At 62.4% G+C, this 14,379-nt stretch carries 6 protein-coding genes; 4 read left to right on the top strand and 2 right to left on the bottom strand.

Going from position 1 to position 14,379, the window contains the following annotated elements:
• Nucleotides 1–34 precede the first annotated feature (34 nt).
• Entirely contained in the window at nucleotides 35–1,648 is a 1,614-nt protein-coding gene (locus CQ12_RS04085; RefSeq protein WP_057834081.1) for an ABC transporter substrate-binding protein, read from the top strand.
• Nucleotides 1,649–1,848: 200 nt separating this feature from the next.
• On the opposite strand, the gene CQ12_RS04080 is transcribed toward CQ12_RS04085, so the two are convergent.
• Nucleotides 1,849–4,077 (bottom strand): CHASE2 domain-containing protein, encoded by a 2,229-nt coding sequence (locus tag CQ12_RS04080; RefSeq protein ID WP_057834080.1) that lies wholly within the window; start codon nucleotides 4,075–4,077, stop codon nucleotides 1,849–1,851.
• An 87-nt stretch (nucleotides 4,078–4,164) separates the two neighbouring features.
• Complete coding sequence (locus CQ12_RS04075; protein ID WP_057834079.1) at nucleotides 4,165–9,036, bottom strand: VCBS domain-containing protein; 4,872 nt, start codon at nucleotides 9,034–9,036, stop codon at nucleotides 4,165–4,167.
• Between the two features lie 683 nt (nucleotides 9,037–9,719).
• Between CQ12_RS04075 and CQ12_RS04070 the strand changes: the two genes are divergently transcribed.
• From CQ12_RS04070 to CQ12_RS04060, 3 genes are all read left to right on the top strand, one after another.
• Entirely contained in the window at nucleotides 9,720–10,520 is an 801-nt protein-coding gene (locus CQ12_RS04070; RefSeq protein WP_057834078.1) for a transglutaminase-like cysteine peptidase, read from the top strand.
• Between the two features lie 255 nt (nucleotides 10,521–10,775).
• A complete protein-coding gene (locus tag CQ12_RS04065; RefSeq protein ID WP_057834077.1) occupies nucleotides 10,776–12,953 on the top strand; it encodes a PQQ-dependent dehydrogenase, methanol/ethanol family in 2,178 nt (725 codons plus the stop codon).
• Nucleotides 12,954–13,297: 344 nt separating this feature from the next.
• On the top strand, nucleotides 13,298–14,329 hold the full coding sequence (locus tag CQ12_RS04060; protein WP_057834076.1) for a medium chain dehydrogenase/reductase family protein: 1,032 nt from the start codon (nucleotides 13,298–13,300) through the stop codon (nucleotides 14,327–14,329).
• The last annotated feature ends 50 nt before the right edge of the window (nucleotides 14,330–14,379 follow it).

The following is a 14,379-nucleotide window of genomic DNA, read 5'->3' as shown; positions in this document are numbered from 1 at the left end:
TTAGCTCCAACCCCTGCCCGATGGAGCTTAAATCATGCGCACCCGATATTCGATGCTTCTTGCTGCCGCGGCAATAGCCCTCGGATTCCCTCTTGGCTTGCCCACGATTTCGGCGCAGGCGGAAACCGTTGTGCGCTACGGCATATCGATGGCGGACATTCCGCTGACCACCGGCCAGCCCGACCGCGGCGCCGGCGCCTACCAGTTTTCGGCCTATACGATCTATGACCCGCTGGTGGCCTGGGAGATGGACGTATCCGACCGGCCGGGCAAGCTGGTGCCGGGGCTGGCGACCGAATGGAAGGTCGACGAGGCGGACAAGAAGAAGTGGCGCTTCACCTTGCGCAAGGGCGTCAAATTTCATGACGGCAGCGAATTCAATGCCGATGCAGTGATCTGGAATCTGGACAAGGTGCTCAACGACAAGGCACCGCAGTTCGACAAGCGGCAGAGCGCACAGGTAAGGACCCGCCTGCCCTCGGTCGCCAGCTATGCCAAGGTCGACGACGGCACGATCGAGATCACGACCAAGACGGTGGATTCGTTCTTCCCGTATCAGATGCTCTGGTTTCTGGTCTCCAGCCCCGCGCAATATGAAAAGCTCGGCAAGGACTGGGACAAGTTCGCCAGCCAGCCCTCCGGCACCGGGCCGTTCAAGCTGACAAAGCTCGTCCCGCGCGAACTCGCGGAGCTGACGAAGAATGCCGACTATTGGGACAAGAAGCGGCTTCCGAAGGCCGACAAGATCGTGCTGATCCCGATGCCGGAAGCTCTGACGCGCACCAATGCGTTGTTGGCCGGCCAGGTCGACCTGATCGAAACGCCGGCGCCGGATGCGGTGCCGCAGCTCAAATCCGCCGGCATGAAGATCGTCGACAACGTCACCCCGCATGTCTGGAATTATCATTTGAGCGTGCTGCCGGGATCACCCTGGACCGACATTCGCCTGCGCAAGGCGCTCAATCTCGCGATCGACCGCGATGCGGTGGTCGGCCTGATGAACGGATTGGCAAAGCCCGCCAAGGGCCAGGTCGACCCGTCGAGCCCGTGGTTTGGCAAGCCGTCGTTCGAGCTCAAATACGATGTCGCGGCGGCGAAGAAGCTGGTGCAGGAGGCAGGCTATTCGAAGGAAAAGCCGCTGAAGACGACCTTCGTCATCGCGCAGGGCGGCACCGGGCAGATGCTGTCGCTGCCGATGAACGAATTCCTGCAACAGAGTTTCAAGGAAATCGGCATCGACATCGACTTCAAGGTGGTGGAACTCGAGACGTTATATACGGCGTGGCGCAAGGGCGCGGCTGACGAGATGAACGCAGGCATCACCTCCAACAACATCGCTTATGTGACGTCAGACCCGCTCTACGCCATCGTGCGTTTCTTCCACTCCGGCCAGATCGCGCCTGTCGGCGTCAACTGGGGCGGCTACAAGAACCCGAAGGTCGATGCGCTGATCGATGAGGCGAAGCAGACCTTCGATGTCGCCAAGCAGGACGAACTCCTGGCACAAGCGCATGCGCTGATCGTCGATGACGCCACGCTCGTATGGGTGGTGCACGACACCAACCCGCACGCGCTGTCGCCAAAGGTGAAGAAGTTCGTGCAGGCCCAGCACTGGTTTCAGGATCTGACGCAGATTGGGCTGGAGTAGGAATCGTAGGGTGGGCAAAGGCGCATAGCGCCGTGCCCACCATTCCATACCGCGCTCGTGATGTGGGCACGCTTCGCTTTGCCTACCCTATGATTCTGCGATTTGCGACTCCCGTAGGATGGGTAGAGCGCAGCGAAACCCATCATGCTTCCGCGCAAGGATTTGATGGGTATCGCTTCGCTCCACCCATCCTACGGCCCTCACTTCGTCAGCAGCGCGAAGGCGCCGTTCCAGTCTTCCGGCGGCGGGTTTTCGAGATAGTTGCGAATCCGGGCTTCGTACAAATTGTAGAGCAGCTCCAGAGAACGCGCCTCGTCGGTCTTGCGGCCGCGTTCGATCGCGGCCAGCGTGCCGTTCCAGTCGCGGTTGCGATAGCAGGAGAGCATCTCGATGGTCAGGTTGCGCAGGCGCTGGAAGCGGCCGGACTGCGCGGTGTCCGCGCGGCCGGCGATGGCGTAGATCACCTCCGGCTCCTTCTTGCCCTTCACCATGATGAAGTCGAGCTCGAGGATGGCGAACTTGTCCTTGACCGCCAGCGCGGTCCTGGAGCCGACGATGATCGGGAAGCCGTATTCCTTGGATTGCCCTTCGAGGCGCGAGGCCAGATTGACACTGTCGCCGAACACCGAATAATTGAACTTGAGGTCGGAGCCCATGTTTCCGACCACGCAAATGCCGGTATTGAGCCCGATGCCGGCATTGAGCGGAATGAACGGACGCCCCTCTTCCTTCGCCTCTTGCTCGCGCGCCTCGTTGAGCTCATCGACGCGCTCCAGCATGTCGACCGCCGCCTCGCAGGCATTGAGCTCATGGTTCTTGTCGTCAAGCGGCGCGTTCCAGAACGCCATGATGGCGTCGCCCATATATTTGTCGATGTAGCCCTTGCGCGCGAGGATCGCGTTGGTCAGCGGCGTCAGGAAACGGTTCATCAGCGCGGTGAGGCCCTGCGGATCGTTTTTGTAGGTCTCCGAGATCGAGGTGAAGCCGCGCATGTCGGAGAACATGATGGTCAACTCACGCTCCTCGCCGCCGAGCACGAGCTTTTCCGGCGACTGCGCGAGCTGTTCGACCAGCACGGGCGACATGTATTGCGCGAAGGCGCCACGGATCTGCTTACGCTGTTGCTGCTCGCGCACGAAGCTGGAAAAGATCAGCGTAAGATAGATCGCGGTAGTCGACATCAGGGGATAGGTGAAATCGATCAGCAAGCGGTGCTGCGCGTAGAAATACGCCGAAGTTCCGACCAGCACGGTTGCAAACGCGCCGCCGACGATGACCAGCGTGACCGGCCCGAACAGCGGCGCGAACGCAATCACCAGTAGCCCGAACAACATCGCTGCCGTGAATTCGAGGACGATACCGTAGATCGGCTGCGAGATTACTTCGCCGGTCAGCGCGCTCTCCAGCACCTGGGCATGGATCTCGACCCCGGGCATGGCGCGCGACACCGGCGTGGTCTTGATGTCGTTGAGGCCGACCGCCGACGTGCCGATCAGAACCAGCTTGCCGGCGATCATGTCGGGCGCGACGCTCTTCTCCAGCACGTTGAAGGCAGGAACGTAGATCGAGGCGTCGTTGCGGGCATAGTGAACCCAGAGCTGGCCGTTGTGGTCGGTCGGAATCTGGACGCCCTTGATGCCGAGGCTCTTGATGCCGGCCTTCTCGGCCTTGATCAGGATGGTGCCGGAGCCGGTGGCGACGCGGAGCATCTCGAAGGTCAGCGAGGGCATGGTCTGGCCCTGCGCCTGCATGATCATCGGCACCCGCCGCACGATGCCGTCGCGCTCGGGCTTGATGGTAAACAGGCCGCGCCCGGCGGCGGCATGCTCCAGCACTGGCACGTTGCGCAACAAGCCTGGAAATTCGAACATGAAGCGCTGCGGCTCCTCGCCGAGCATCGCGAGGCCCGTGACCGGCAGCGTCTTGTCGAGGGCCGTGATTTCCTCCGGCAGGCCGGACTCGCCGAGCACGACGCGCGATTTCCGGATCGCATCGGCGAAGATCTGATCGTTGCTCGGCAACGAACGCAGCTTGGCGCGTGTTTCCTCGTCGAGCTGCGGGATCGCATCGGCCGCGACGGCGGGATTGAGCCGGTCGGGCTCCGAAAACACCGCGTCGAAGGCGATCACTACGGCGCCCAGCCCGGTCAGCTCGTTGACGAGCGCTGCGATCCGCGTCCGCGGCCATGGCCACTGCCCGAGCTTCTCGAGGCTCTTGTCGTCGATATCGACGATGGTAACCGGCCTTGCGGTCTTCTTGCGGGGATCGATACGCTGGAAAGCGTCAAAGGTCCTGACGCGAATTTCCTCGACCGGCGCCGGATCGGCGATGCGCAGCGCCGCGAACCCGATCAGCAGCACAAGGCACAGCAGCCTCGCATAGCCGATGCGCCGCTTGAACCACCTCGGTAAGGCCCGTAGTCGCTTCATGCTCTCGATTGTTCGCTAACTGGCGGCGCCAGACAAGCGGGAAGATGGCACCGATATCCCTAAGTTAGCGAGTGGCGAAGCGCCATATTAGTGATGCGGCGACACGATGAAGTCGCTCGCATGCAGACTGGCGGTGGCGAGCCCCTTAAGGGTGATGGTGTCGCCAGTATCGAGCATGATCAGCTTGTCACCGCCACTGACTGTCACATGGTCTGGATTTGCAAGCCACGTAGCGATGTTTTCGGCGTTCACGAACTGGGCGAACGCACGGAGATCGATATGGTCCTCGCCCTGCGTGAAGTCGGTGATCACGTCGGCGCTCGGGTCGTATTGGGGTTCCGACGCAAACACGAACTGGTCAGCTTTGGCGTTGCCGGTCAGCGTATCATTGCCTTCCGTTGCAAAGATGACGTCCTTTTCGTCCGTACCCTCGAGCGCGGCGCCATTCCATCCGGATTGCTGGAACACGAAGTTCAGGGTGTCGCTGTGGCCATTGGCGTCCGTTGCGGTCACCGTGACGATGTCGTTCAGGTGGCTATCGCCGTTGTAGTCCGTCGGTGTGTAAATGATGCCGTTGGCAAACTGGGTATTGATTTCCGAAACGTTGCCGACCTCCACCGGGGAGAGCGTGCCGTGCAAGGCGCTCGCCGTGATCGTGACGTCCGAGTTCTCATCGTCATCGGACAATTTGATATCGAACATGGTGCTGGTAACGGCGGTATCGTCGTTCTCCACCACGCTGATGCTTTCGGCGCTCAGGACCGGGGCCTGATTGGTATCGGCCTCGACGTCGACCTTCGCGGTGAAATAGGCCGAATCCTGCGCGCCATTGGCAGTGCCGCCGCCGTCCTGAAGCGTGAAGGTCACGGTGCGCTCGCCGGCGACAGGGTCGGGCGTGGAATTCGAGAATTGGATCGCCTGCGCCAGCGCGGCGACGGCGGCATCGTTGGCGATTCCGTTCAACGTCACCGTCAGGCTGTTGGTATCATAATCCGAAAGCGTTCCGACGATCTGGGCGCTGGCGGGGCCGGCCACCCCGTCGGCGTCGTACAGGATATCGGTGCCGCTGAGCGAAATGAGGTCGCCATTCGCGATGGTGAGCGTGTCGCCCTGGTGTCCGCCATCCGCCACGGTCGCGGTGAACGATCCGCCGGCGTAGTTGCTGCTGTCGACGTCGCTGGCCGAGACGCTGCCGGCCAGAGCCACCGCCGCCTCGCCTGCCTGATAGGTCGGCGCGAGATCGATGCCGGTGAACACCGGGGCGTCGTTGGTGCCGGTAACGGTGATCGTGAAAGTCTTGGACGCGGTTCCGCCGTCGCCGTCGTCGATCGCAACCGTGTAGGTCAGTGCGACCGACTGGTTCGCCGCGAGATAATCGAAAAGCGTCGAATTCGCCGAGAAGTCGAGGTTGACCGATCCGACCGACGAGCCCGCGGCTTTGACGACTGTTCCCGGCGTCACGAGCTGAATCAGATCGGCCTCACTCAGGCCGGCCAGGCCGTCCGTATCGCCTGCAAGCGTCACGCCGGTAATATCAGCGGCATGGTCGACATCGGCCAGGTCGACATCCGTGAAAGTTACCGGAATCGTCGCCGTGAGCGGCGCGGCATCTGCCTGTTCGGTGAGATCGACCTGCGCCACCGCTGCAATGACCGGCGCGTCGTTGGTGCCGGTGATGGTAACGTCAAACGTCTTCGACGTAGTTCCGCCGTCGCCGTCGTCGATCGCAACCGTGTAGGTCAGCGTCAGGACCTCGCCCTTGGCCAGATAGTCGAACGCCGTCGAGGCCGCGGAGAACGACAGCCCGACCGAGCCGGACGAGGAGCCCGCGGCCTTGGTCACCGCACCCGGCGTCACCAGCGCAATCAGCGACGCCTCGTCAAGCGCAAGGCCAGACGTGGTGCCGGACGCCACCGCGTCGATGATGGTGGCGGTGTGGCCGACGTCAGACAAATCGCGGTCGGTGAAGGCGACCGACATCGTCGTCGTCAGCGCCGCGGTATTGGTCGGCTCCGTCAGGTCCTGCGGCGCGATATCGGCGATTTCAGGCGCGTCGTTGCTGCCGTTGATGGTAACGACGACATCCTGCGACGTGACACCGCCATGATGGTCGTCGACCTGCACCGTATAGGTCAGCGTGACCGCCTCACCATCGGCGAGATAGTCGAAATATTTGTCCGGCGCCGAGAACGACCAGATATTCGAGCCCTGCACGCCATTCGTGGAATCGGTCAGCGGCCCCAGCGACAGCCAGCTCAGTTGAACCGCGCCATTGGTGAGGCCCGTCATCACGCCGGAAGCGCTGACGCCGGTGATCTTGACCTCATGCGTATCGGTCAGGTCGGCATCGGTGAACGTGATCGCGCCGCTGGCGGTATCCAGCGCCGACGAATTGTGGCTGTCGGCCTTCTCCGCAATCGTCGCGACCTGCGGATCGCTGATGATCCCGGCCGTATCGTTACTGCCGGTGACCGCAACGGTAAACGGCTTGGTCACCACGCCGCCATGCCCATCATCGACGGTTGCCGTGTAGGTCAGGTTGAGGATTTCGCCATCGGCGAGAAAGTCGAACGCGCCGTCGGCCACGCTGTAACTCCAGCTCGCCGAACCGTTGTTGGTATTGCCGCCTGCCTGCACCACCGTCAGCGGCACATCCACATTCGCGATCACGGCGAGCTGGGCTGCGGTGAGCGATGAGGTGACGTCGGTGTGGGCGGCGTTGGCATAGGAGAAAGACGTGAACGCCGCGCTCGCCACTGGACGGTCGGTCAGGTCGACATCGGTGAAGCCGATGGTGCCCGATACGGTATGAAGCGCTGGTGATCCGGTCGGATTCGGCTGGCTGGGATTCGACAGCTCGGGAAACGCAGCGCTCGTCGCCTCAACAGTCGGAAGGTCATTGGTGCCGGAGACGGCAACGTCCGCGCCGTCGATGGAGACCGTGATCGACGTGGTGATGACGCCGCCATGGCCGTCATCGACCTCAGCGACATAGTTGAGCACCAGCGTCTCGCCCTTGGCGAGGAAGTCGAACTTGCTGTCCTCGATGCTGTAGGTCCAGCTCGCCGAGCCGTTGTTGGTGTTTCCGTCCCCCTGCACCACGCTGAGCGGCACCTTGACGGCCTGGATCGCCGCCAGCTGCTCCGGCGTCAGCGTCGCCGTGACGTCGTTGCCCTCGGCGTCGTAATAGCGGAACGGATCGGTCGTGGAGATCGCCACGCTGACGACGGGACGGTCGGTCAGGTCGACGTCGCCGAAGGTGACGGTGCCGGATACGACGTCGATCGCGGTGTTGCCGGTGCCGATCCGCTCCGTGATCACGCCGCCGGTCGCCGAGATCGTCGGCTTGTCGTTGGTGCCGGTGATGACGATCGTAAACGGCACGAATGTCGTTTCGTTGAACGGCGCGTAGTTGTTGTCGACCCGCGCCAGGTAGGTGAGCTCCAGCTTCTCGCCGGCGGCGAGGAAGTCGAACGCGCCGTCGGCGATATCGTAGGTCCAGGTCGCCGTCCCGAAATTCTTGCTGTTGGGATCCTGCGCCACGGACAGCGGCACTTCGACCCCCTTGATCGCAGCGAGCTGCTCCGCCGTCAGCGTGGCGGTAACGTCGGCGCCCTGCGCATTCTGATAGATGAAGGAAGAAAACTGCGCACTGACGCTCGGTATGTCGCCGCGGTTGAGGTCGAGATAGCTGACGCTGCCGGAGATGCTGTTGAGCGCGGCGCTCGCGGTCACATCGATGCGTTCGGTAACGGCGCCGTCGGATGCATCGGCCTGCGGCGGGCCCGGAATGTGCTCGAGCCTGGGCGGCGGGCCCGAATCCGAGGTGGAGGTGACCCTGTTCGGGATGTTGACCAGCGCAACAGTCACGGGAATGAACTCCCCGCCGGTCAGCTTGACGAACAACGTTTCCGGAATGATCGAGTCGGTAAAATTGGTGGTGAGCTTGGTGTTCGGGTTATTCAGGTCGGTGAACTTCAGCGAGAACACGTCGCTGATGATCTTCTGTGCGTCGGGCGATAGCTGCACCGACGATTGGAAGCTGACACCGCCCTGGCCATTGATGATCGTCTGCGTGCCGGCCCGGTTGACGGTCGCAATCGGCGTCAGCGTGGTCTTGTCGAACAGGATGTAGGAGCCGGTGGTGCCGTCGGGCTCGACCAGCACCTGGAATTTCGCCGGCGGCGCGACGCCGGAGCCAGGCACCTCGAAGTCGATCTCGACCAGCACCGCGGTGCCGCGGATGCCCATGGTCGCAACCGGCGTGTCGACCTTCATGTCGCCCTTCTTGGCGGTGGCGCCGGCGACGAAGGAGATCGTGCCCTGCACCAGGCTGAGCAGCGATTTGTTGTCCGACCCGTTGGGGTCGTAGACCATCTCGTTCAGCACCATCCTGGCGTTCGACGCGAGGCCGAACACGGTGCCGTCGATGAAGGTGATGCCAAGCGTCGAGTCGGAGCCGGACTGAACGACGTCGCCTTTGTGGACGGTGTCGCCCTGGTTCAGGATGATCGACACGCCGTTGCGGATCGCGGTCGCATTGCCGACCAGCTTCGTCACATGGCCGATCATTTGCGGCGCGACGCTGGCGGTGCCGCCGGCCTGCGCGAACTGGGTGTGCCCGGCCAGCGCATTGACGATGTCGCCGGTGAGGTGGGCGCCATCGGGCGAGGCGAGCGCGGCGCGCTTCTCGCCCTTGAAGTAGTCGGGCAGCACGAGCTCGCGCTCGCCGCTCGAGAGGATCAGGTCGACGCCTGACCGCTTGAAGTCGCCGCTGAACAGCAGATGCGCATCAGGAACAACAATGGCGTCGGACGGCGCATGTGTCGAAACTTTGTCGACCTGGACCTTGCCGGGAGATGAAAGATGGCCGTGCGGTGACAGCGATGACCCAAGACCGATATCCGCGCCGGAAAAAGGGCCGAGTTCGCCCGATCCGAATTTGCCGGCGTAGTTCAATGGACCACCGATCTAAATGGTTAAGAAGTATGAAATTTCCCCACGTGGTTTTCATACCACGCAGGTAAGGAACACAAAAGTACGCCCGCAGAGAACACCCTCTATATGGGGTAAGTCTGCAACAGGACCGAAAAGGTCCGGAAAAAGTGTCGGGCGAGAGTGTGGCAGGGAAAAGGCGGGGCCTGCCCCGCGCCGATCGAAAAATGGGCGCGGCCTTCCCAGGCCATAAAGATAAGCAGCCATAGTACTTTATCGTTGCCGAACCGCAGCGGTGCTGCTTCCTGAGGGAGGCGACAGCCGCCTGACGGCCGATCACTTCCCCCAGTCCGATCAATGCCGCCATCCCTTCGAGGCGTCGGGACAGGTTGCAATCGCCCCACAGAGCGACCCAGCGGACACGGTTAATTCGGTGACGCTGTGACCCTTTCGCAACCGTAAACTTTGCGCCGTATCCCGCCGGCCCATCCCGGTAACCGAGCGGCTTTGACGAGCGCCAATCCGAGTGGATCGATAAAATTAGCCGTAACTGGCAAGGCCACGTTCAGGCTGTTTCGCCCTTTGGGGCTGGGAGTACCCCGTTTTAAGCAGATCAAAAGCCCCCTCGCCCATCCTTTCCCCCTGCGAAATGATCCGGTCGCGAGCAGGCAGAACAAGCCAGCCGATGCCCGGACAAGGGGCGTCAGATGGGGTTGTCAGTGTTTTCGCGCGCATGGCGCGCGGGCATCATTGCGTGCGGCATGGCCTGTTTCGGCCCGGGTGATCTGCGCGCCGAAATGCAGCCGCTGCCCAATTCTGCGGAATCGATGACACGATCGACCGAGCCGTTCGGACTTCCGGTCTCCGCGCTCACCAGTGGCGGACTGCGCGACAAATGGCTCGGCGTTCAGCACCGGCTCGACGACGAAATGGTGCAGCTTGCGCTCTGCGAGGGCGACCGTGACGGCTGCGCCTCTCCGGCCGCGCTGACATTCCTCGACATCGTCGACGCCGCGCGCTTGCGCGAAGGCCGCGCCCGACTTGGCGAAATCAACCGCGCCATCAATCTCGCGATCCGGCCGGCCGGCGATCTCGCCCAGCACGGCCAGATCGACGTCTGGATGCCGCCGCTCGCAACGCTCGCCCGCGGCGGCGGTGACTGCGAGGATTATGCGATTGCGAAATTCGTGGCCTTGCGCCGCGCCGGCCTAGCGCCCGACGATCTCAGGATCGTGGTGCTGCGCGATACCATCCGCGGCGAGGATCATGCGGTGGCTGCCGCGCGGCTGGATGGACGCTGGCTGATGCTCGATAACCGCCGCATGGCGATGGTTGCGGACGCCGATGTCAGAAACTTCCGGCCGACATTCGTGATCGGCCAGCACGGCGTGATGCGATATGCCGATGCTCCCGCGCTCGCCGACGCCTCGGGCAATAATTCTGTGGCTTCGCTCGTCGTGACGTCTCTGGCCGACTCCGCTTCCCGACCATTCGAACGCGCCGATTGACGAATAGCGGCGCGCAACTATTGCGCGGCGACGGTCGACAACAATCTGCTTTTCTTGCCTGATCTTCCTTCCGATCGTCCTTGCCCTCGCGACCATGCTGCGCTGCAGCCAGTATACCAGCTTGCACTCGTCCGCTCAAAACACGACGAGACGAATCTTCTCTTTTACATTTCGCGCATCGCTTTGATTGACGCGATCCTTCTCACCGGCATAGCATTCCACCAGATCCGCTAGAGATCACTTGGGAGGAATGAGATGATACGTTCGCGCGTTGATTCCGCTCGCCGTTTTTTTCCTGACACTGCCGCTACTTCCCGCCGGTCGGCGCGCCTTGCGCAGGCCGCGACCGCCATCGCTCTCGGCCTGACGCTGTCCTGCAGCACAGCCCTTGCGCAGACACCCGCCAAGGGATCGCCCGAGCACATCAAGGCCGTCACCTCGGCGGTCGACGGCGCTTCGATCAAGGCCAACACCGCGACCTCGAACGACTGGCCGACCATCGGCCTCGACTATGCCGAGACGCGCTTTTCCAAGCTCAACAAGATCAACGCCGATAACGTCAAGCAACTCGGGCTGGTGTGGAGCTATCCGCTCGAATCCTCCCGCGGCGTCGAGGCGACGCCGGTCGTGGTCGACGGCATCATGTACCAGACCGCGTCATGGAGCGTGGTGCACGCCATCGACGCCCGCACCGGCAAGCGGATCTGGACGTTCGATCCGAAGATCGACCGCGAGAAGGGCTATCGGGGCTGCTGCGACGTGGTCAACCGCGGCGTCGCGCTCTGGAAGGGCAAGGTTTATTTCGGCGCCTATGACGGCCGGCTGTTCGCGCTCGATGCTGCGACTGGCAAGGTGGTCTGGGAAAAAGATACCATCGTCAGCAAGGAGCACTCCTACACCATCACTGGCGCGCCGCGCGTATTCAACGGCAAGGTGGTGATCGGCAATGGCGGCGCGGAATTCGGCGTGCGCGGCTATGTCACCGCCTACGACGCGGAGACTGGTAACCAGGCGTGGCGCTGGTTCACAGTACCAGGCGATCCGTCCAAGCCGTTCGAGGATGAATCGATGGCGGCGGCGGCCAAGACCTGGGATCCGGCCGGCAAGTACTGGATCAACGGCGGCGGCGGCACGGCCTGGGACACCATCACCTTCGACCCTGATCTAAACCTCGTCTATATCGGCACCGGCAACGGCGCGCCCTGGAACCAGAAGGTTCGCAGCCCCGCCGGCGGCGACAACCTCTATCTGTCCTCGATCGTCGCGCTGAACGCCGATACCGGTAAGTACGCCTGGCACTATCAGGAAACACCCGGCGATCACTGGGACTACACCGCGACCCAGCCGATGATCCTGGCCGACATCACGCTCGATGGCGCGCCGCGCAAGGTGATCCTGCACGCGCCAAAGAATGGCTTCTTCTTCGTCATCGACCGCACCAACGGCAAGTTCATCTCGGCGAAGAACTTCGTCGATGTGAACTGGGCGACCGGTTACGACGCCAACGGCCGCCCGATCGAGGTGAAAGAGGCGCGCGGCGAAGAAGCGTATGACAGCATTCCCGGCCCCGCCGGCGCCCACAACTGGCATCCGATGTCGTTCAATCCGCAGACCGGTCTGGTCTACTTGCCGGCGCAGGGCATACCGATCAACCTCACACCGGAGAAGGCCTTCAAGCACAATGCCGTTGAGCCCGGCAAATTCGCCAGCGCGACGGGCTGGAATCTCGGCTTCCTGATGAATGCCACGCCACCGAAGAACCCGGCGTTCGGACGGCTGCTGGCCTGGGATCCCGTCAAGCAGAAGGAGGCCTGGCGCGTCGAGCATGTGGCGCCGTGGAATGGCGGCACCCTCACCACCGCGGGCAATTTGGTGTTCCAGGGCACGGCCGACGGGCGCTTCGTCGCCTACAACGCCACGACGGGCGAAAAGCTTTGGGAAAGCCCGACCGGCACCGGCGTGGTGGCGGCGGCCTCGACCTACATGATCGACGACCAGCAATATGTGTCGATCGCGGTCGGTTGGGGCGGTGTGCTCGGCCAGTGGATCCGGGTCACCGAGTTGAGCAGCCCCGGCACGGTCTACACCTTTGCGCTCGGCGGCAAGACGCCGCTGCCCGCCTTCACGAAGTACCAGACCGAAGGCCTGTTGAAGGGCGTGAAGTATGACCCGAAGGATATCCCTGAAGGCACCGCTATCTATGTCGCCGCCTGCGCTGCCTGCCACAGCGTGCCCGGCGTCGACAACGGCGGCAACATCAGGAACCTCGGTTATGTTGCGCCCGAAACCATCACCAACCTGAAGGACATCGTGTTCAACGGCCCGTTCCGCGACCGCGGCATGCCCGACTTCACCGGCAAGCTGAAGGAAGAGGATATCCCGAAGCTGCAGGCCTTCATCCAGGGCACCGCCGACGCGATCCGGCCGAAGTAGCAAAGCACGCTCGCCCCGGGCAAAAGCGCGAAGCCCGTCTTCGCGCAGATGTCCGGGGCATCACGTCCCGAGCCAGATGGGACTTTCAGCCGCGAACGCTGCGATCCAGTTCGCGTCTTGTCCGAGTTCAGCAAATAACATCGACCCGGCTTTAGATTGGCCAGCGGCAACGCGCCGGTTGCATGCGCTCGCCCGTTGTCCGTTCAAGGCGAACGGAATGAAGCAGCACATGCCAGCTAGCCCCTCTGCGCAGTTTTGATCTGGCGCAAAGCGCCAGACATCTCCCGCGCGCATTCTGTTCGGGCTCATCTCCTTGAGATGGGCTCGACCCGGATGACGCCAGTATGAAATATCTGCGCATCATCGTTCGCCGTCTTGGCGGGCCCGAGGTCCTGGAGACGGTTGAGGAAGAGGCACCGGAACCGGCGCGCGGCGAGGTACGGGTGCGCGTATTCGCTGCTGGCGTCTCCTTTGCAGACCTGCTGATGCGGGAGGGTATCCATCCAGAGAAAACGCTGCTCCCCTTCACGCCGGGATGGGACATCGTGGGAGCCGTGGACAAGGTCGGAGAAGACGCGCTGCAAGCCATGCTCGGTCAGATGGTTGCTGCAATGCCAATCCATGGTGGCTACGCCCAATACATCTGCCTGCCATTGAGTGAACTCACCCTTGTTCCGGCCGGCCTTGACCCCGATGAGGCCGTGAGCCTCGTGCTCAATTACATCACGGCCTACCAAATGATCCATCGCGTTGCCCATGTCCTGCCCGGCCAGCGCGTGCTCATTCATGGTGCGGCCGGAGGACTGGGCACTGCTTTGCTGCAGCTTGGCCGCCTGGCCGGCCTCGAAATGTATGGCACCGCATCACTCGCAACCCATCGGATCGTATCCGATCTGGGCGCCACCCCGATCGACTACCAGAAAGTCGACTTTGTCGAAGAGATTCATCGCCTGACAGGCGACGGCGTGGATGTCGTTTTCGACGGGGTTGGCGAGGCAAACGTCTGGCGCTCATTCCAAACGTTGAGACAGGGCGGCCGTGTCATCGTCTATGGCTTCACTTCATTTCTGCGAAAGGGCCAGCTGACGGGTGGCTTGCGGTACCGTTTTCGAGGCATTGTGCGGCCTGCGTGGTACGCGCTCCGTGCACTCCTTTCACCTGGCAGGAGGCGCATCCTCCCATACAGCATACAGATGCTGAAGCGGCAAAAACCCGAATGGTTTCGGGAAGATTTGAGCAAGCTCCTTGATCTGCTTCGTGACCGGAAGATCCAGCCGATCATTGCGGAACGCATTCCATTGCGCGACGCCCGTCACGCGCAAGAACTCCTCGGCCAGGGATCGGTAAGGGGCAAGCTTGTGCTGGTCTGCGATTGAGCAGAAATGCAGCTCGAAAAGTTTTCGTCGCACCGCGCAATAGAGCAGCG

This window comes from Bradyrhizobium jicamae (assembly GCF_001440395.1).
In the GTDB taxonomy this organism is placed as follows: domain Bacteria; phylum Pseudomonadota; class Alphaproteobacteria; order Rhizobiales; family Xanthobacteraceae; genus Bradyrhizobium; species Bradyrhizobium jicamae.
This window is presented reverse-complemented; position numbering and strand designations above follow the sequence as displayed.